Origin of the sequence: Microbacterium sp., from assembly GCF_047971895.1 — a bacterium.
GTDB lineage: Bacteria > Actinomycetota > Actinomycetes > Actinomycetales > Microbacteriaceae > Microbacterium.
Genome location: NZ_JBKEAF010000089.1, coordinates 15,571 through 32,305, shown reverse-complemented (window position 1 = coordinate 32,305; position 16,735 = coordinate 15,571). Strand labels below are relative to the sequence as shown.

At 69.4% G+C, this 16,735-nt stretch carries 22 protein-coding genes; 13 read left to right on the top strand and 9 right to left on the bottom strand.

Translation table 11 applies throughout. The features are described 5' to 3' along the window. The 7 genes from sufB to ACK5IN_RS07005 all read left to right on the top strand — a co-directional run. The coding region (gene sufB, locus ACK5IN_RS07035) for a Fe-S cluster assembly protein SufB (RefSeq protein WP_416895483.1) at positions 1–908 on the top strand (908 nt) is incomplete at its 5' end. A gap of 3 nt (positions 909–911) precedes the next feature. Then, positions 912–2,129, top strand: a complete 1,218-nt coding sequence (gene sufD / locus ACK5IN_RS07030) for a Fe-S cluster assembly protein SufD (RefSeq protein WP_416895482.1) — start codon at positions 912–914, stop codon at positions 2,127–2,129. After that, positions 2,126–2,452 carry a non-heme iron oxygenase ferredoxin subunit gene (locus ACK5IN_RS07025; RefSeq protein ID WP_416895481.1) on the top strand — a complete coding sequence of 109 codons (327 nt, stop codon included), beginning with the start codon at positions 2,126–2,128 and terminating at the stop codon, positions 2,450–2,452. The genes sufD and ACK5IN_RS07025 overlap by 4 nt, the downstream gene beginning before the upstream one ends. After that, positions 2,453–3,235, top strand: coding sequence for a Fe-S cluster assembly ATPase SufC (sufC, locus tag ACK5IN_RS07020; protein WP_416895480.1), 783 nt, complete (start codon positions 2,453–2,455; stop codon positions 3,233–3,235). 10 nt (positions 3,236–3,245) lie between these two features. Beyond that, positions 3,246–3,581, top strand: a complete 336-nt coding sequence (locus tag ACK5IN_RS07015) for a metal-sulfur cluster assembly factor (protein ID WP_416895479.1) — start codon at positions 3,246–3,248, stop codon at positions 3,579–3,581. Between the two features lie 39 nt (positions 3,582–3,620). Continuing rightward, the gene (locus tag ACK5IN_RS07010; protein ID WP_416895478.1) at positions 3,621–4,781 is read left to right on the top strand and encodes a MalY/PatB family protein; all 1,161 of its coding nucleotides are present in this window, start codon (positions 3,621–3,623) and stop codon (positions 4,779–4,781) included. Continuing rightward, on the top strand, positions 4,778–6,184 hold the full coding sequence (locus ACK5IN_RS07005; RefSeq protein ID WP_416895477.1) for an MFS transporter: 1,407 nt from the start codon (positions 4,778–4,780) through the stop codon (positions 6,182–6,184). Before ACK5IN_RS07010 ends, ACK5IN_RS07005 begins: the two co-directional genes overlap by 4 nt. Here ACK5IN_RS07005 and ACK5IN_RS07000 read toward each other — a convergent pair whose 3' ends face one another. After that, on the bottom strand, positions 6,185–6,757 hold the full coding sequence (locus ACK5IN_RS07000) for a TetR family transcriptional regulator (RefSeq protein ID WP_416895476.1): 573 nt from the start codon (positions 6,755–6,757) through the stop codon (positions 6,185–6,187). A 59-nt stretch (positions 6,758–6,816) separates the two neighbouring features. On the opposite strand from ACK5IN_RS07000, the gene ACK5IN_RS06995 reads away from it, so the two are divergent. The 3 genes from ACK5IN_RS06995 to ACK5IN_RS06985 are packed head-to-tail and all read left to right on the top strand — an operon-like array spanning position 6,817 to position 8,689. Beyond that, the gene (locus tag ACK5IN_RS06995; protein WP_416895475.1) at positions 6,817–7,419 is read left to right on the top strand and encodes a biotin transporter BioY; all 603 of its coding nucleotides are present in this window, start codon (positions 6,817–6,819) and stop codon (positions 7,417–7,419) included. Further along, complete coding sequence (locus tag ACK5IN_RS06990) at positions 7,416–8,096, top strand: energy-coupling factor ABC transporter ATP-binding protein (RefSeq protein ID WP_416895474.1); 681 nt, start codon at positions 7,416–7,418, stop codon at positions 8,094–8,096. The genes ACK5IN_RS06995 and ACK5IN_RS06990 overlap by 4 nt, the downstream gene beginning before the upstream one ends. Next, positions 8,093–8,689: an energy-coupling factor transporter transmembrane component T family protein gene (locus ACK5IN_RS06985; RefSeq protein ID WP_416895473.1), complete on the top strand. Its 597-nt coding sequence runs from the start codon at positions 8,093–8,095 to the stop codon at positions 8,687–8,689. The genes ACK5IN_RS06990 and ACK5IN_RS06985 overlap by 4 nt, the downstream gene beginning before the upstream one ends. A 6-nt stretch (positions 8,690–8,695) precedes the next feature. Here ACK5IN_RS06985 and ACK5IN_RS06980 read toward each other — a convergent pair whose 3' ends face one another. Continuing rightward, complete coding sequence (locus ACK5IN_RS06980; RefSeq protein WP_416895472.1) at positions 8,696–8,842, bottom strand: hypothetical protein; 147 nt, start codon at positions 8,840–8,842, stop codon at positions 8,696–8,698. 180 nt (positions 8,843–9,022) lie between these two features. Here ACK5IN_RS06980 and abc-f point away from each other — a divergent pair, with 180 nt between their 5' ends. Beyond that, positions 9,023–10,621 carry a ribosomal protection-like ABC-F family protein gene (abc-f, locus tag ACK5IN_RS06975; RefSeq protein WP_416895471.1) on the top strand — a complete coding sequence of 533 codons (1,599 nt, stop codon included), beginning with the start codon at positions 9,023–9,025 and terminating at the stop codon, positions 10,619–10,621. Here the strand turns inward: abc-f and ACK5IN_RS06970 are convergent. The 4 genes from ACK5IN_RS06970 to ACK5IN_RS06955 all read right to left on the bottom strand — a co-directional run bounded on the left by ACK5IN_RS06970 (position 10,618) and on the right by ACK5IN_RS06955 (position 12,494). After that, positions 10,618–11,445, bottom strand: coding sequence for an SURF1 family protein (locus ACK5IN_RS06970; protein WP_416895470.1), 828 nt, complete (start codon positions 11,443–11,445; stop codon positions 10,618–10,620). The two genes, abc-f and ACK5IN_RS06970, sit on opposite strands and share 4 nt — an antisense overlap. Continuing rightward, positions 11,442–11,672: a hypothetical protein gene (locus ACK5IN_RS06965; protein ID WP_416895469.1), complete on the bottom strand. Its 231-nt coding sequence runs from the start codon at positions 11,670–11,672 to the stop codon at positions 11,442–11,444. Before ACK5IN_RS06965 ends, ACK5IN_RS06970 begins: the two co-directional genes overlap by 4 nt. Further along, positions 11,669–12,034 (bottom strand): DUF3099 domain-containing protein, encoded by a 366-nt coding sequence (locus tag ACK5IN_RS06960; RefSeq protein WP_416895468.1) that lies wholly within the window; start codon positions 12,032–12,034, stop codon positions 11,669–11,671. Before ACK5IN_RS06960 ends, ACK5IN_RS06965 begins: the two co-directional genes overlap by 4 nt. A 106-nt stretch (positions 12,035–12,140) precedes the next feature. Continuing rightward, complete coding sequence (locus tag ACK5IN_RS06955; RefSeq protein ID WP_416895467.1) at positions 12,141–12,494, bottom strand: DUF4190 domain-containing protein; 354 nt, start codon at positions 12,492–12,494, stop codon at positions 12,141–12,143. A 114-nt stretch (positions 12,495–12,608) separates the two neighbouring features. On the opposite strand from ACK5IN_RS06955, the gene fabG reads away from it, so the two are divergent. After that, entirely contained in the window at positions 12,609–13,319 is a 711-nt protein-coding gene (fabG, locus tag ACK5IN_RS06950) for a 3-oxoacyl-ACP reductase FabG (protein ID WP_416895466.1), read from the top strand. Between the two features lie 22 nt (positions 13,320–13,341). Here fabG and ACK5IN_RS06945 read toward each other — a convergent pair whose 3' ends face one another. From ACK5IN_RS06945 to ACK5IN_RS06935, 3 genes are read right to left on the bottom strand one after another with little or no spacing between them, the layout of a single operon-like run. Next, positions 13,342–13,563 carry a hypothetical protein gene (locus ACK5IN_RS06945; RefSeq protein WP_416895465.1) on the bottom strand — a complete coding sequence of 74 codons (222 nt, stop codon included), beginning with the start codon at positions 13,561–13,563 and terminating at the stop codon, positions 13,342–13,344. Further along, positions 13,560–14,198 carry a phosphoserine phosphatase SerB gene (gene serB / locus ACK5IN_RS06940; RefSeq protein WP_416895484.1) on the bottom strand — a complete coding sequence of 213 codons (639 nt, stop codon included), beginning with the start codon at positions 14,196–14,198 and terminating at the stop codon, positions 13,560–13,562. Before serB ends, ACK5IN_RS06945 begins: the two co-directional genes overlap by 4 nt. Positions 14,199–14,241: 43 nt before the next feature. After that, entirely contained in the window at positions 14,242–15,486 is a 1,245-nt protein-coding gene (locus tag ACK5IN_RS06935) for a glucose-1-phosphate adenylyltransferase (protein ID WP_416895464.1), read from the bottom strand. A 47-nt stretch (positions 15,487–15,533) separates the two neighbouring features. Between ACK5IN_RS06935 and glgA the strand changes: the two genes are divergently transcribed. After that, entirely contained in the window at positions 15,534–16,727 is a 1,194-nt protein-coding gene (glgA, locus tag ACK5IN_RS06930; protein ID WP_416895463.1) for a glycogen synthase, read from the top strand. Positions 16,728–16,735: the final 8 nt, after the last annotated feature.

The following is a 16,735-nucleotide window of genomic DNA, read 5'->3' as shown; positions in this document are numbered from 1 at the left end:
TCCTCCCGGCCGGCGACACCAAGCTCGCCGCGCTCAACACCGCCGCGTGGTCGGGCGGTTCGCCCGTCTACGTGCCGCCGGGCGTGCACGTGGAGATCCCGCTGCAGGCGTACGACCGCATCAACACCGAGAACATGGGCCAGTTCGAGCGGACGCTGATCATCGCCGACGAGGGCTCGTACGTGCACTACATCGAGGGCTGCACGGCGCCGATCTACAAGTCCGACTCGCTGCACTCGGCAGTCGTCGAGATCATCGTGAAGAAGAACGCGCGCGTGCGCTACACGACGATCCAGAACTGGTCGAACAACGTCTACAACCTCGTGACCAAGCGCGCCGTGGCGCACGAGGGCGCGACGATGGAGTGGGTCGACGGCAACATCGGCTCCAAGGTGACGATGAAGTACCCGTCGATCTTCCTGCTGGGCGAGCACGCCAAGGGCGAGACGCTCTCGGTGGCCTTCGCCGGCCCGGGGCAGCACCAGGACGCCGGTGCGAAGATGATCCACATGGCGCCCTACACGCAGTCGTCGATCGTCTCGAAGTCGATCGCGCGCGGCGGCGGCCGCGCGGGGTACCGCGGCGAGGTGCGGGTCGAGCCCAACGCCCACCACTCGGCGAACTCCGTCGTCTGCGATGCGCTGCTGGTCGACACGCAGTCGCGGTCCGATACGTATCCGGCCATCGACATCCGCGTCGACGACGTGCAGCTCGGCCACGAGGCAACGGTGTCCAAGGTCAGCGAGCAACAACTGTTCTACCTGATGTCGCGGGGTCTGGCAGAGGACGAGGCCATGGCCATGATCGTGCGGGGGTTCATCGAGCCGATCGCGCGTGAGCTGCCGATGGAGTACGCCATGGAGCTGAACAAGCTCATCGAGATGGGCATGGAAGGGTCGGTGGGCTAGGCCATGTCGACCACCACCGAGGCACCGCGTGCGGTGCCGGGTTCCTTGCCGCACAGCGACGGTGCCGGAAGCTTCGTCCCCGTGCAGACCCGCTCCGAGAGGCCCGCATCGTTCGATCCCGCCGACTTCAGCGTGCCCACGGGGCGCGAGGTGAACTGGCGGTACACGCCGCTCGACCGCATTCGGCCCCTGCTGATCGACGAAGACACCGAGTCCGGCGACGACCTCGCCGTCGACTACCGGATCGATGCGCCCGACGGCTACCATGTCGAATCGACCGGACACGAGGCCGCGCCGCGCGGCGAGGTGTTCCGGCCCGAGGACCTGCCGAGCGCCATCGCCTTCAAACGGTGCGCGAACGCGCTGCATGTGCGCATTCCGCAGAGTGCGACCGCGGAGCGCCCGATCGTGATCGAGATCACGGGGAAGGACGCCTCGCGCCACGCGAACGCGCATGTGATCGTCGAAGCCATGCCGCAGTCGGCGGCGACGGTGCTGCTGCGTCACCGCGGCGCGGCACAGTACGCGCAGAACGTGGAGATCATCGTCCGCGACGGGGCACGGCTCGAGGTCGTCTCGGTGCAGCAGTGGGACGACGACGCGATCCACGCGTCGGCGCATCAGGCGCGTGTGCTGCGCGACGCCTTTCTGCGGCACACGGTGGTGAGCTTCGGCGGGGGCGTGGTGCGCGTCAACCCGAGCGTCGCCCTGACGGGGCCGGGCGCGCAGACCGAGATGTACGGCTTGTCGTTCGCCGACGCCGGGCAGCACCTCGAGAGCCAGGTGTATCTGCACCATGAGGGGCCGCACACGAAGGGCGAGGTGCTGTACAAGGGTGCGTTGCAGGGCGCCAGCGCCCGCAGCGCATGGGTCGGCGACGTGCTGATCGGGCCGGATGGCGTGGGCACCGACTCGTACGAGGCCAACCGCAATCTGGTGCTCACCGAAGGTGCACGCGCCGACTCCGTGCCGAACCTCGAGATCGAGACCGGCGACATCGCCGGCGCCGGCCACGCGAGCGCGACCGGTCGCTTCGACGACGAGCAGCTGTTCTACCTGCAGGCACGCGGCATCCCTGAGGACGAGGCGCGACGCCTCGTCGTGCTGGGGTTCCTCGGCGAGATCGTGCAGAAGATCGGCATCCCCGACCTCCAGGGCGAGCTGACGGCCGCTATCGAGGCCGAACTGGCCGCCACACCCGTCGAGGGGGTCGTCGCGTGAGCCTGCAGCGCATCTGCTCCCTCGGAGAACTGGTGCAGGACGAAGCCCGTCGTTTCGACGTCGAGGGTGTGCCGATGGCCGTCGTGCTCGACTCGGGCGGCGAGGTGCACGCGATCGGCGACACCTGCACACACGGCGACATCTCGCTGTCTGAGGGCTTCGTCGACGACGATGCCCTCGAGTGTTGGGCGCACGGGTCGCGTTTCTCGTTGCGCACCGGCCATCCGCTCAATCTCCCCGCATACGAGCCCGTCCCCGTCTACGTCGTCCAGCTCGACGGCGACGACGTGCTCGTCGACCCCCACCTCACGAAGGAAGTCTGAATGTCCGTCCTCGAGATCCGCGACCTCCACGTCTCCGTCGAGACCGACGCGGGCACCACACCGATCCTCAACGGCGTCACCCTGACGATCCGCGCCGGCGACACCCACGCCATCATGGGTCCCAACGGCTCGGGCAAGTCGACGCTCGCGTACACGATCGCGGGGCACCCCAAGTACCTCGTGCAGAGCGGTAGCATCACCTTCGACGGCGAGGATGTCCTGGAGATGTCGGTGGACGAACGGGCCCGCGCGGGGCTCTTCCTGGCGATGCAGTACCCCGTCGAGATCCCCGGAGTGACGGTGACCAACTTCCTGCGCACGGCGAAGACGGCCATCGACGGGGAAGCACCCGCGATCCGCACCTGGACGAAGGACGTGCGCGAGTCCATGAAGAATCTGCGCATGGATCCGAAGTTCGCGCAGCGCAACGTCAACGAGGGGTTCTCGGGGGGCGAGAAGAAGCGCAACGAGATCCTGCAGCTCGAGCTGCTGATGCCGAAGCTCGCCGTGCTCGACGAGACGGACTCCGGCCTCGACGTCGACGCGCTCAAGGTCGTCTCCGAGGGTGTGAACCGAGCGAAGGCGGCGACCGGCCTCGGCGTGCTGCTGATCACGCACTACACCCGCATCCTGCGCTACATCCACCCCGACTACGTGCACGTCATGGTGAACGGCCGCATCGTCGAGGAGGGCGGTCCCGAGCTCGCCGATCGTCTGGAGGACGAGGGGTACGATCGGTTCCTGGCCGACGAGATCGAGCCCGCTGAGGGCATTCAGGCGTAGGATCGGCACCATGAGCACGACCGCGACCCTGAGCCCGGAGAAGTACGACGAGGTCACCGAAGCGCTCAAGGACGTCATGGACCCCGAGCTCGGCATCAATGTCGTCGACCTCGGGCTCATCTACGACCTCAGCTGGGACGACGAGAACGACGCCCTGGTCATCCACATGACGCTGACGTCTGCGGGCTGCCCGCTGACCGATGTGCTCGAGGAGCAGACCGCGCAGGCGCTCGACGAGGTCGTCGACCGGTTCCGCATCAACTGGGTGTGGATGCCGCCATGGGGGCCCGAACGGATCACCGACGATGGGCGCGACATGATGCGCGCACTCGGGTTCGCGATCTGACGATCCGCTCGTCGCACGTGCGCGGGTAGGCTCGAAGCCGTGACCACCGCCCCCGTCGTTCCCCTTCCGCTGGACAGGCTCCGCGCCAGGACGAGCGAGAAGTGGCGGGAGTATCCCGCCGATGTGCTGCCCATGTTCGTCGCCGAGAGCGACTTCCCGCTCGCCCCCGCGGTGACCGCCGCGCTGCACCGGGCGGTAGAGCTCGGCGACACCGGGTACACGGCCTCGCGCACGCCGCTGGCGCAGACGTACGCCGAGTTCGCGGCGCGCAGGTTCGGGTGGGATGTCGACCCTGCCCGCATCCGCTCGACCGCCGATGTGAGCATGGGGATCGTCGAGCTGCTGCGCCGGGTGACCGAACCGGGCGACCGCGTGATCATCACGCCGCCCGTGTACCCGCCGTTCTACGACCTCGTAGACGAGGCCGGCGCGGTCGTCGAGCGCGTGCCGCTGACCGAGACCGATGCGGGCTGGCGGCTCGATCTGGACGGCATCGAGACGGCGCTGGCGGGAGGCGCGCGTGCGGTGCTGCTGTGCAGCCCGCACAATCCGACCGGAACGGTGCACTCGCCCGCGGAGCTGGCGCGGCTCGCCGAGCTCGCGAGAGAGTACGGTGCCACGGTCATCAGCGACGAGATCCACGCACCCCTCGTGCATCCCGGTGCGGTCTTCACCCCCTTCCTGACCGCCTCTGCGGCCGCCGCCGAGGTCGGGTACGCGGTCACGAGCGCGAGCAAGGCCTTCAATCTCGCAGGCCTGAAGTGCGCGCTCATGATCACCGCGGGCGAACGCCCCGCGGAGGTCGTGCGCGGGCTGCCCCTCGAGGTCGAGTGGCGGACGGGACACTTCGGGATGCTGGCCGGCGTCGCCGCCTTCTCGCCCGAGAGCGATGCGTGGCTCGACGGGGTGCTGCTGACGCTGGATCGCAACCGCCGGCTGCTGGCGGACCTGCTGGCTGCGGAAGTGCCGAGGGCGCGCTATCGTCTGCCCGATGCGAGCTACCTCGCTTGGGTCGACCTGGGTGGGCTCGGGTGGGGCGACGACCCCGCGCGCCGTATCCTGCGCGAGGCCAAGGTCGCGCTGCATTTCGGTCCCCAGTTCGGCGACGAGGGCCGGGGTTTCGTGCGCCTGAACTTCGCGTGCGGCGAGGACGTGCTCGCCGACGCCGTGCGCCGCATCGGTGCGCTCGCGCGTTCGTGAGCGCCCCGCACGAGCCGGCACCGACCGCACCGGTGCCGGTTGTCTCCGGTCCCGCCGGAGGCGGAATCTGGACGGCGAGGTTCATCTGGGTGACGATCGGTGCCGTCGCGATGATCTTCCTCGCGGCGATGCAGTCCCTCGCCATCACGACCGTCATGCCGGTCGTCGTCGACGACCTCGGCGGTGCCGCGCTGTACGCCGTGGCGTTCTCGGGCACTCTCGCGACCAGCGTCATCGGCATGGTCGTCGTCGGGGCGTGGTGCGATCGCTCGGGACCGACGCTGCCCCTCACCAGCGCCGTCGTCCTGTTCGTCACGGGCCTGCTGGTGGCCGGATCGGCGCCGTCGATGGAGGTGCTGGTGGTCGGCCGGCTCGTGCAGGGCCTCGGCATCGGGGGCGAGACCGTGGCGCTCTACGTCGTCGTGGCACGGGTGTATCCGTCGCACCTGCACGGTCGCGTGTTCGCCGCCTTCTCGGCGGCCTGGGTCGTCCCCTCGCTGATCGGGCCTTTCCTCGCCGGCGCGGTCGCGGAGTTCCTGCACTGGCGTTGGGTGTTCCTGGGAGTGGCCGTGCTCACCGCCCTGGCCTTCACGATGGTCGCGCTGCGCTTGTGGGGGTTGCCGATGCGGGCCGAAGAGCCGTCGTCGTCGCGCCTCGCCCTGCGGCTCGTGTGCGCGGTGCTGGTGGCCGCGGGCGCTCTCGGCGTCAGTCTGGCGGGGGAGGCCGGGGCCTACGCGTGGGCGCTCGTAGCCGGTTCCGCTGTGCTCGTCGTCGCCGCGATTCGGCCGCTGCTGCCACGACGTACGCTGCGGTCGGGGCGTGGCCTGCCGAGTGTGATCCTCATGCGCGGGCTGATCGCCGGAGCGCTGTTCGGGGCCGAGATCTATGTCCCATACCTGCTCATCGCCGACTACGGTTTCTCTGCGACCTGGGCAGGACTGGGCCTGACCGCCGCGGCGATCACCTGGGCCGTGGGCGCCGAAGTGCAGGGGCGGATCGGCGACCGGCTCGGCAACTCGCGCATCGTCGTCGGGGGAACCGCACTGCTGACTTCTGCGCTGGTGGTGGCGGTGGCCACGAGCCTGTGGCATCTGCACCCCGGAATCCTGATCGGCGGATGGGCGTTCGCCGGCGCGGGCATGGGTCTCATGTACCCGCGGCTCACTGTGCTGACGCTCGCCTACTCGACGACAAAGAACCAAGGGTTCAACTCGGCGGCGCTGTCGATCTCCGATGCTGTCGGCGCGGCCACCACGATCGCGGTGCTGGGGCTTGTGTTCACTGCTGTGCGGGCCGGTGAGGGCTCGGCCTTTGCCGCGGTGTTCCTCGTCGCCGGCCTGCTCGCGGTCATCGCCCTCCTGCCCGGGCTGCGCATGGGCCACGCCCACGAGGCGCGATCGTGATCAGCGGGTGCGACTGTCGACCACCCGGACGGAGCGGTTGATCCCCGACAGGGCGCGGATGCCCGCGTCGAACACGGCGGCCGAGTGGGCGGTGGGGTCGGCACCGTCGGGCTCGACGGCACCGACGCTCTGCGCGTGCATGCGCTGCTGGAGCAGCATCGCATGCCCGACGATGAACTCGAAGGCGGCATCGGCGAGCACGTCGACGTGCGGAGCGCCCTCACCCAGCGCGGCGGCGAGCGCCTGCTGCGCTCGTGGCGTGCCCAGACGAAGCGCGTAGCTGCTCATGACGACTTCCGCGCCGTCGCGGTAGGTCAGCAGGGCATCGAGCACGGCGCCGGCGACCTGTGAAAGGTCGGCGGCGGGATCGGGGTCGGGCACCGCGATCAGAATGCGGTCGGCGATGCCTGCGAGCAGTGCCTGCTTGCTGGCGAAGTGCCAGTACAACGCGCTGGGCTGAATCTCCAGTTCATTGGCGATGCGTCGCATCGACAGATCCGGCAGTCCCACGGCGTCGAGCAGTCGCAGGGCGCAGTCGATGACGCTGGTGCGATCGTGTCGAGCGGATGCCATGCTCCGAGTATAGTGAACAGCGTTCAGGTGAACACTGTTCAGGATCTGGAAGGATACCCATGGCCGCCTCTCGCCGCTCGCTCAGCGCCGATCTCGCCCGTATCGCCATGTTCGCCGCGCTCATCGTCGTTCTTGGCACGGTGCTGGTGCCGCTGCCCGGCGGTGTGCCGATCACAGGCCAGACACTCGGCGTCATGCTCGCGGGGCTCGTGCTGGGGGCGCGCCGTGCGCCTCTGTCGATCCTGATCGTGCTGGCCCTCGCTGCGATCGGTCTTCCCGTCCTCGCCGGAGGGCGCGGCGGTCTGGGCGTGTTCGTAGGCCCCAGCGTGGGCTACATGATCGGCTGGATCGCCGGCGTCGTCGTGATCGGGCTCATCGCGCACAGCGGACGCTTCGCGTGGTGGCGCATCGGGTTGGCGTCCCTCGTCGGCGGCATCCTCGTGATCTACCTGTTCGGCATCCCCGTGCAGGCGTGGCTGACCGGCGTGCCCCTCGACGTGACAGCCTTGTCGAGTCTGGCATTCCTGCCCGGTGACCTCATCAAGGCCGTCATTGCCACGGTACTGGTCGTCGCACTGTACCGGGCCTACCCTCGGGCCTTCCCGGCGGCGATCACGCGTCGGGTGCGGCCGGCCACGACCGCCGCGCCGACGGCGGCGTGAGCGGCGCCGCCGTCGCGGCCCGTGACCTCGAGTACTCCGTTGACGGCACGCGCATCCTCTCCGACGTGACGCTGAGCCTGTCGGCCCCGCGCACAGCCGTCATCGGAGCGAATGGGTCGGGCAAGTCGACGTTCGCCCGTATGCTCAACGGACTGCGCACACCCACGGGCGGGCGGCTGGACGTGCTCGGCATGGACCCCAGCACCGAGGCGGCTGCGCTGCGCGCACGGGTCGGCTTCGTCTTCACCAATCCCGAGGCGCAGATCCTCATGCCGACCCCCGCCGAGGATCTCGCGCTCTCGCTGACGACGCTTCCGAAGAAGGAGCGTGCCGCGAGGATCGACGAGCTGCTGGCGCAGTACGGGCTCGGCGGGCGGGGCGATCAGCCGGCGTCTGCACTCTCGGGCGGGCAGCGGCAGCTGCTGGCGCTCGCGGCGGTGCTCGCTACGGGGCCTGAGCTGCTCGTCGCCGACGAGCCGACCACGCTGCTCGACCTGCACAACGCCCGGCGTGTCGGAGATCTGCTGCTGGGGCTCGACGTTCCCCTCGTAATCGTGACGCATGACCTCGAGCTGGCCGCGCGCTGCGATGAGGCCGTGCTGTTCGTCGGCGGCACCGTGGAGGCCGTCGGCGCCCCGGAGGCGGTCATCGAGTGCTATCGACGGATGTCCGCATGATCTCGCTCTATCGGCCGGGCGACGGGGTGCTTCACCGCCTCCCGGCAGGGGTGAAGCTGTTGGCGCTCGCGGCAGCGGCGCTGGCTATCTCGCTGTTCCCGCTCGGCGTGCTCGGCACCGCGGCGCTGCTGGCGGGTGTGTCAGGGCTCTATCCGCTGAGTGGACTCGGGTGGCGACTGCTGTGCAGTGCCTGGTGGCGGTTGCGTTGGCTCATCCTGGTGCTGGGCGCGGCACTGTGGATCTTCATCTCTGTCGACGTTGCGGTGCAGAACACCGGCCGAGTGATCGCACTGATCCTGCTGGCCGAGCTCGTCACGCGGAGCACCAGGATGGGCGATCTGCTCGATGTGCTGCAGCGCCTGCTGCGTCCGCTGCGCGCACTCGGTGTGGACCCGGCGACCGCGGCGCTGGCGATCTCGCTGACCATCGCGATGATCCCGGTGATCGGCGGCTTCGTACAGCAGGTGCGCGATGCACAGCGCGCTCGTGGGGTGCGCATGGGGGTGCGTGCGGCGCTGCCGCTGCTCGTGCTGACCATCAAGCACGCCGATGACGTCGGCGACGCGCTGGCGGCCCGGGGGATCGTGCGCTGAGCGAGCTCAGCGCACGGCGAACACGGGCATCCGCGTCGGCTCCGTGACTCGAGCCTCGGTGTGTGCGCTGCGCACCACCGTGCGCAGCAGCCGATGCAGCCGGGCGGCGACCCCGGTGAACCCGCCGATGACGAAGAACAGCGGCACCGGCACGCTGCACAGCGTCGGGCAGGCCAGCGCGATCGCCAGGATGGCGACCAGGCGGGCAGAGTGCCGACGGCGAGTGGACCGTTCATCCTGTCAGGCGCGGTCAGATTCGCACGAGGCGATGACGGATATACTGAGGGGCTGGCCCCTCGGCCGTCTCCCCTCCGAACGAACGGAACCTCCGCTGTGCTCGCCGTGCATGACCTCGAGATCCGCGTGGGCGCACGCGTGCTCATGTCAGACGTGTCGTTCCGCGTCTCGGACGGTGACAAGGTCGGCCTCGTGGGGCGCAACGGCGCGGGCAAGACCACGCTGACCAAGGTGCTCGCCGGCGACGTGCTGGCCAGCGCCGGCCGGGTCGATCGCACGGGGGAGCTGGGCTACCTGCCCCAGGACCCGCGATCGGGCGACCCCGAGATGCTCGCCCGCACACGTATCCTCGATGCGCGCGGACTCGGCACGATCGCGATCGGGATGCGCGAGGCATCCCTTGCCATGGCTGACGAGGACATGGACGCTGCCGCGCGCGCGATGCGCAGGTACGGCAACCTCACCGAGCGCTTCGAGGTGCTGGGCGGCTATGCGGCGGAGGCCGAGGCGGCATCCATCGCGCACAATCTCTCCCTCCCGGACCGCATCCTCGACCAGCCGCTGAAGACGCTCTCGGGTGGTCAGCGTCGGCGCATCGAGCTGGCTCGCATCCTGTTCTCCGATGCGGGGACGATGATCCTCGACGAGCCGACCAACCACCTCGACGCCGACAGCGTCGTGTGGCTGCGCGAGTTCCTCAAGGGCTACAAGGGCGGCCTCATCGTCATCTCGCACGACGTCGAGCTCGTCGGCGAGACGGTCAACCGCGTGTTCTACCTGGACGCGAACCGGCAGGTCATCGACCTCTACAACATGGGCTGGAAGCACTACCTGCGCCAACGGGTCGCCGACGAGGAGCGCCGCAAGAAGGAGCGTGCCAACGCCGAGAAGAAGGCGAGCGCGCTGCAGCAGCAGGCGGTCAGGTTCGGCGCCAAGGCCACGAAGGCCGCCGCCGCGCATCAGATGATGGCGCGCGCCGAGAAGCTGCTGTCGGGTCTGGACGAGGTGCGCCAGGAGGATCGGGTGGCCAAGCTGCGCTTCCCGAAGCCCGCCGCCTGCGGAAAGACCCCGCTGACCGCATCGGGGCTGTCGAAGTCGTACGGGTCGCTAGAGATCTTCACCGACGTCGACCTGGCGATCGACCGCGGGTCGAAGGTGGTCGTGCTCGGCCTCAACGGTGCGGGCAAGACGACGCTGCTGCGCATCCTCGCCGGCGTGGATCGCCCCGACACGGGGCGGGTCGAACCGGGGCACGGACTCAAGATCGGGTACTACGCGCAGGAGCACGAGAATCTGGATGTCACGCGCTCGGTGCTCGACAACATGATGTCGGCGGCGCCCGACATCAACGCGACGGAGGCCCGCAAGGTGCTCGGGTCATTCCTGTTCACCGGCGACGACGTGCTCAAGCCCGCCGGGGTGTTGTCGGGCGGTGAGAAGACCCGGCTGTCACTGGCGACCCTGGTCGTCTCGAGTGCGAACGTGCTGCTGCTCGACGAGCCCACGAACAACCTCGACCCGGCTTCGCGCGAGGAGATCCTGGGGGCGCTCGCGCACTACGAGGGTGCCGTCGTGCTCGTCTCGCACGACGAGGGTGCGGTCGAGGCGCTCAACCCCGAACGCGTGCTCATCCTGCCCGACGGCGTCGAGGACATCTGGGGGCGCGACTACGCCGACCTGATCGCGTTGGCCTAGCGGACGGCCTGGTCGAGCACGGCGTCCTCGTCCTGCATGTCCCGGTCACGGGGGCGCTGGATCGTGGCGGCTTCGGCGTCCTCGCGGCGGTGGCGTCGCTCGCTGACGATCACGTACCCGATGAACGCGAAGCCCATGAGTGCGAACAGGATCCACTGGATTGCGTACGACAGGTGAGGACCCGGGTCCTCGGTGGGCGAGGCGATCGGCTCGGGCCGCGTCGCCGGCGCCGGATCCTCGCTGACCATGATCCCGTACGCGCTCGTGTCGAGGTCGGCCAGACCCAGCTGCTCGGCCACCAGGGGCAGATGGATGGTCGGCACCTGTCCGGGTGGTGCGCCGCGACCGGAGGTCGGCAGCACCTCGCCGGGCCGCAGCCGCGCGATCACCGTCACCTCACCGGTGGGTGGCGCGGCAATCGTCTCGGCCTCTTCGGCGCTGGCGCCGGGGCGTACCCAGCCGCGATCGACGAGCAGGATGCGCCCGTCGTCGAGCTGGAACGGGACCAGCACCTCGAACGCCGCCGTGCCGCCGTGGGCGCGGTTGCGCACCAGCTGCTGCTGCTCGGCGAGGTAGGTGCCCGTGAGCTCGACCGGATGCCATTCGTCGGCGGGGTTCAGTGCGGAGCCGGCCGGAATGAGCTCGGCGAAGGGGACGAGCGCGGCGTCGTAGTTGGCCTCGACCAGAGCAAGCTGCTCGGCACGCTCGGTGTTGCGCGAGAACTGCCAGTTCGACAGGAACGCGCAGGCGATCGCGAACACGATCGCGATGCCGATGTACCCGGTCCAGCGCAAGGCGGCGGGAGTCGATGCCCGCCGGCTCACGAGGCGTTCCTCGCCGCGTCGACGGCGTCGACGGCGTGGACGGAGACGGGGAAGTCCCGCGCGGCGAGGAAGTCGTGCAGGTACCTCACATGCTCGGCGCACGCCGCCCACTGCTTTCGCCGGTCGGGCGCGTGGAGGCGCGGATTGCGCCATTCGATGACCCACACGGCCTCGGCACGACACTGCGCACGCGAGCAGATGGTGCCTTCGATGTCCGCACCGATCATGGTGCGTCCTCGACGTGTGGGGCTGTGCGCGGCAGCTGGTGGTTCTCGGCGACACGGATCACGGTGTGCGCGGGGGGCGGTGCAGCCGTGCGTGCCGCCGAGATCGCACGGTCGGGGCGCTCGGCGATCGTCTCGTGCGCGTCCTTGCCGACGTTCGCGATCACCACGGCGATGTAGGGCAGCACGATCGCCCCGATCGCGAAGACCACGGTGTACCAGCCGTACGGATAGACGACGACCATGAGGATCAGGCAGGCGACGCGGATGCCCATCGTCAGCATGTACTTGCGGAAGCGCGAGGTCTCGTCGTCCTGCGGCGACGGCGGAAGCGACGTGGTCGAGGGGGGCTTGCGGCGTAACATGATGCTGCCTGACGTGCTGCCTGATGTGGGGGGTGCTGCCGGGCGGGTTGCCGGGCAGCGCGATGCCCTCAGTCTACGCCGGGAGCATCGCCGGGGAGGCGGCGGGTCAGCCGCCGTACTGCGACATGCTCAGGATGAAGGCCGGGAGGAAGAGCGCGAAGAACAGGATGATCCCGAGGATCGCCAGGCCCAGCGAGACCCAGCCGATGATCGTGCCGGCGAGCGCCAGCCCACGCCCGTTCTCGCCACTGCGCTTGAGCTGGCCGAGGGAGATGTGACCTGTGATGATGCCGACGATCTGGCCGATCACCGGAATGAGCAGGACGCCGACGAGCGACGACACGAACGAGACGATCGCGAGCACGTTGTACTTCGGCCCGGCCGGGTAGCCGCCGTAGGCGGGCGGCGCGTACGGGGGGATCGGCTGCTGCGCGGGGTACGGGGTCGTTGGGTCGGTCATCGCCTCGCCTCTCTCAGGATGAGTACCAGCGTATCGAGTGCCCGGGGTGGGGAGGGGCACGAGGGCATCCCGATAGGCTGGGCGGGCTCTGTCATCGAAGCCTGGGAGTCCCACATGTCCACAGCCCGCGTCGTCCTCGTCACGGGTGGAAACCGCGGCATCGGCCGCGCGATCGCCGAGCGGTTCGTCGCGGACGGGTATCGGGTCGCGGTGACCGCGCGCTCGGGCGAGGGCCCGGAGGGGACGCTCACAGTCCGTGCTGATGTGACGGATGCCGCCGCCGTCGATGCCGCCTTCACCGAGGTCGAGGCACAGCTCGGCCCCGTCGAGGTCGTCGTCGCGAACGCGGGGATCACGAAGGACACACTGCTGCTGCGCATGAGCGAAGACGATTTCGACGATGTCGTGGCGACGAACCTCGGGGGAGCGTTCCGCGTTGTCAAGCGAGCGGCGAAGGGGATGCTGCGTGCCCGCTGGGGCCGCGTGATCCTCATCTCCTCGGTCGTGGGTCTCTACGGCTCGCCCGGCCAGATCAACTACGCGAGCTCGAAGAGCGGACTCGTCGGCTTCGCCCGTTCGCTGACCCGGGAGCTGGGCGCCCGCGGCATCACCGCGAACGTCGTGGCACCGGGTTTCATCGAGACGGACATGACGTCGGCCCTGCCCGAGGACACCCAGACAGAGTACAAGCGCAGCATCCCGGCCGGCCGCTTCGCCACCCCCGGCGAGGTCGCCGGTGTCGTCACATGGCTGGCCTCCGACGACGCCGCCTATGTCTCTGGCGCGGTGATCCCGGTCGACGGCGGCCTCGGCATGGGGCACTGACGGCTTGCAGCCCCGCGGTCGGTCAGCGGATGGCCGCGACAATCGCCGAGCGGAAGGCCGGCCCGTCCATCGCACCCATCAGCAGCGTGACCGGCACCCGGTGACGCCGCCGCGGTGCCGTGCGCGCGCGTGAGGGCGCGGCGAGATCGTGGACGTCTTCGTCGTCGAAGTAGTCCCGTCCGGGAAACGGAATCACTCCGTCGATGACGTAGGGCGAACATCCGACATGGTCGTGATGCCTCACGGCAGGAGCGGGATGACCTCGCTCAGATCGACCTGCGCGACGACGAGGTCGGCGCGCTCCCGCACCGCGGGCTTGGCGTTGAACGCGATGCCGAGCCCGGCCCGCGCCATCATGTGCAGGTCGTTCGCACCGTCCCCGATCGCGATCGTGCGGGCGGGCGGCACGTCCAGCTGCGCCGCCCAACGCAGCAGCGTGGCGGCTTTGGCCGCGGCATCCACGATCTCGCCGTCGACGTGCCCGGCGAGGGCCCCGTGAGCGACGGCGAGCCGGTTTGCGCGCCACTGGTCGACTCCCAGTGCGGGCGCCACGGCATCGAGCACCTCGTGGAAACCGCCCGACACGACCCCCACCGCTCCGCCGCGCGCGTGCACGGTGTCGATCAGCGCGCGCACTCCCGGCGTCGGCTCCACGCGCGCGATCACCCGTCGCAGCGCGGCGACCGGCACTCCCCGCAGGGCCTCCACCCGCGAGCGCAGGCTCGTGGCGAAGTCGACCTCGCCGCGCATCGCGGCCTCGGTCGCCGCGGCGACCTCGGGCCCGCGGGCAGCCTCGTCGGCGATCAGCTGGATCACCTCGTTGCGGATCAGGGTCGAGTCGGCGTCGAGGACGACCAGGAAGCGAGCAGATGTCGGCAGCACACGGCCTACGGTAACGCCCGCGCCCACGGCATCCGAATCCTTACGGCTCGACGCGCACGCCCTTGCCGACGATCGTGATGCCCGAATCGGTCACCGTGAATCCTCGCGCGAGATCGCGCTCACGGTCGACGCCGACGGTCGCTCCCGGATCGAGCGAGACGTTCTTGTCGAGGATCGCCCGGTGCACGCGCGCGCCCGCCCCGACGAGCACGTGGTCGAACAGCACCGCGTCGGTGATGGTGGATCCGCCCCCGGCCAGCGTCCACGGGCCCACGACGCTGCGTTCCAGATGGGTTCCCGACAGCACCGATCCCAGTGACACGATCGAGTCGATCGCGTTGCCGATGCGGCCGACCGAGTCCCGCACGAACTTCGCCGGCGGCGAGTTGACCGTCTGTGAGTGGATCGGCCATGCCGTGTTGTAGAGGTTGAACACGGGCAGCGTCGAGATCAGGTCCATATGCGCGTCGAAGAACGAGTCGATCGTGCCCACATCCCGCCAGTACGCACGGTCGCGCTCGGTTGAGCCGGGTACGTCGTTGCGCTTGAAGTCGTAGACGCCCGCTTCGCCGCGACCGACGAAGTACGGGATGATGTCACCGCCCATGTCGTGGTTCGACGTCGGGAGGTCGCCGTCGGACTGCACGGCCTCGATCAGCGCATCGGTGTCGAAGACGTAGTTGCCCATCGACGCGAGCACCTCGTGCGGTGCATCGGGCAGACCCGCCGGGTCCTCGGGCTTCTCGAGAAATGCGCGGATGCGCAGTTCGCTCTCGGGATCCACGTCGATGACGCCGAACTGGTTGGCCAGCGTGATCGGCTGCCGGATGCCGGCGACCGTCGCACGCGCACCGGACGCGATGTGCGAGTCGAGCATCTGCCGGAAGTCCATGCGATACACGTGATCGGCGCCGATGACCGCGACGAGATCGGGCTTCTCGTCGTTGATCAGGTTGAGACTCTGCAGGATCGCGTCGGCCGAGCCCGAGAACCAGCGCTTGCCCAGACGCTGCTGCGCGGGCACCGAAGCGACGTACGAGTCGAGCAGAGCAGACATGCGCCAGGTCTGCGACACGTGCCGGTCGAGGCTGTGCGACTTGTACTGCGTGAGCACCACGACCTGACGCAGCCCCGAGTTGATCAGGTTCGAGATCGCGAAGTCGATGAGCCGGTACTGCCCGCCGAACGGCACGGCCGGTTTCGCACGGTCCGCCGTCAGCGGCATGAGACGTTTGCCTTCGCCGCCGGCGAGGATGATTCCGAAGACCTTCGGGGGAGCGGGCATGGCACCACTATGCACCACGCGAGGCGCGGTGTACTAGCGTCCTTGACATGCGCGTCGACATCGTCACGAAGGAGTACCCGCCGGAGATCTACGGCGGCGCAGGAGTGCACGTCGCCGAGCTCGTGAAAGCGCTGCGCGCGGGCGTGGACGTGCGGGTGCACGCCTTCGGTGCAGCACGCGACGAAGCGGGAACGACGTCGTACGACGTGCCGGCGGAGCTGGCCGGCGCCAACGGCGCCGTGCAGACCCTCGGTACCGATCTGGAGATCGTGACAGGGGTCGCGGGGGCCGACATCGTGCACTCGCACACCTGGTACGCGAACATGGCGGGCCACCTCGCCTCGCTGCTGCACGGCATCCCGCACATCGTCACCGCGCACTCTCTGGAACCTCTGCGCCCGTGGAAGGCCGAGCAGCTGGGTGGCGGCTATGCCGTCTCGAGCTGGATCGAGCAGACCGCGTACACCGGAGCGGCCGCCGTGATCGCCGTCAGCGAGGGGATGCGACGTGACATCCTGCGCAGCTACCCGCAGCTGGATCCGGCCCGGGTGCGCGTGATCCACAACGGTATCGACGTGGACGCGTGGCAGCCGGTGGACGACCCGCAGCTGCTCGCGCGGCTGGGCATCGACCCGCAGCATCCGTCTGTCGTGTTCGTCGGTCGCATCACCCGGCAGAAGGGGCTGCCGTACCTGTTGCGGGCGGCGGCCCAGCTGCCGCCGGACGTGCAGCTCGTGCTGTGCGCCGGGGCGCCGGACACGCCGCAGATCATGGCCGAGGTCGAGGGTCTCGTGCGTGAGCTGCAGGCCACACGCGACGGGGTCGTCTGGCTGGGTCGGCTGCTCACCCGGCACGAGCTGTGCACGATACTCGCCACGGCGACCGCCTTCGTGTGCCCATCGGTGTACGAGCCGCTCGGCATCGTCAACCTGGAGGCGATGGCTTGCGGGGCCGCCGTCGTCGGGACGGCGACCGGAGGCATCCCGGAGGTCGTCGTCGACGGTGTGACCGGCCGTCTCGTCGCCATCGAGCAGGCGCAGGACGGCACGGGCACCCCGCTCGACCCCGAGCGCTTCGTCGACGACCTGGCCCGCACGCTCATCGAGGTCGTGACCGACCCCGCACGTGCCGCCGCATACGGTGCCGCAGGGCGCCGGCGGGCACGCGAGCAGTTCAGCTGGACGCAGATCGCCGCCGCGACCGCGGCGCTGTACGCCGAGGTCGCCGGGACGGACCGTTAGGCTGGGGG

What these genes read in the sequence shown, in the direction of transcription:
- sufD (WP_416895482.1), top strand. Translation starts at nt 912, where the DNA reads ATGTCGACCACCACCGAGGCACCGCGTGCGGTGCCGGGTTCCTTGCCG.
- sufC (WP_416895480.1), top strand. Translation starts at nt 2,453, where the DNA reads ATGTCCGTCCTCGAGATCCGCGACCTCCACGTCTCCGTCGAGACCGAC.
- ACK5IN_RS07015 (WP_416895479.1), top strand. Translation starts at nt 3,246, where the DNA reads ATGAGCACGACCGCGACCCTGAGCCCGGAGAAGTACGACGAGGTCACC.
- ACK5IN_RS07000 (WP_416895476.1), bottom strand. Translation starts at nt 6,757, where the DNA reads ATGGCATCCGCTCGACACGATCGCACCAGCGTCATCGACTGCGCCCTG.
- ACK5IN_RS06995 (WP_416895475.1), top strand. Translation starts at nt 6,817, where the DNA reads ATGGCCGCCTCTCGCCGCTCGCTCAGCGCCGATCTCGCCCGTATCGCC.
- ACK5IN_RS06985 (WP_416895473.1), top strand. Translation starts at nt 8,093, where the DNA reads ATGATCTCGCTCTATCGGCCGGGCGACGGGGTGCTTCACCGCCTCCCG.
- ACK5IN_RS06965 (WP_416895469.1), bottom strand. Translation starts at nt 11,672, where the DNA reads ATGATCGGTGCGGACATCGAAGGCACCATCTGCTCGCGTGCGCAGTGT.
- ACK5IN_RS06960 (WP_416895468.1), bottom strand. Translation starts at nt 12,034, where the DNA reads ATGTTACGCCGCAAGCCCCCCTCGACCACGTCGCTTCCGCCGTCGCCG.
- ACK5IN_RS06955 (WP_416895467.1), bottom strand. Translation starts at nt 12,494, where the DNA reads ATGACCGACCCAACGACCCCGTACCCCGCGCAGCAGCCGATCCCCCCG.
- fabG (WP_416895466.1), top strand. Translation starts at nt 12,609, where the DNA reads ATGTCCACAGCCCGCGTCGTCCTCGTCACGGGTGGAAACCGCGGCATC.
- ACK5IN_RS06935 (WP_416895464.1), bottom strand. Translation starts at nt 15,486, where the DNA reads ATGCCCGCTCCCCCGAAGGTCTTCGGAATCATCCTCGCCGGCGGCGAA.
- glgA (WP_416895463.1), top strand. Translation starts at nt 15,534, where the DNA reads ATGCGCGTCGACATCGTCACGAAGGAGTACCCGCCGGAGATCTACGGC.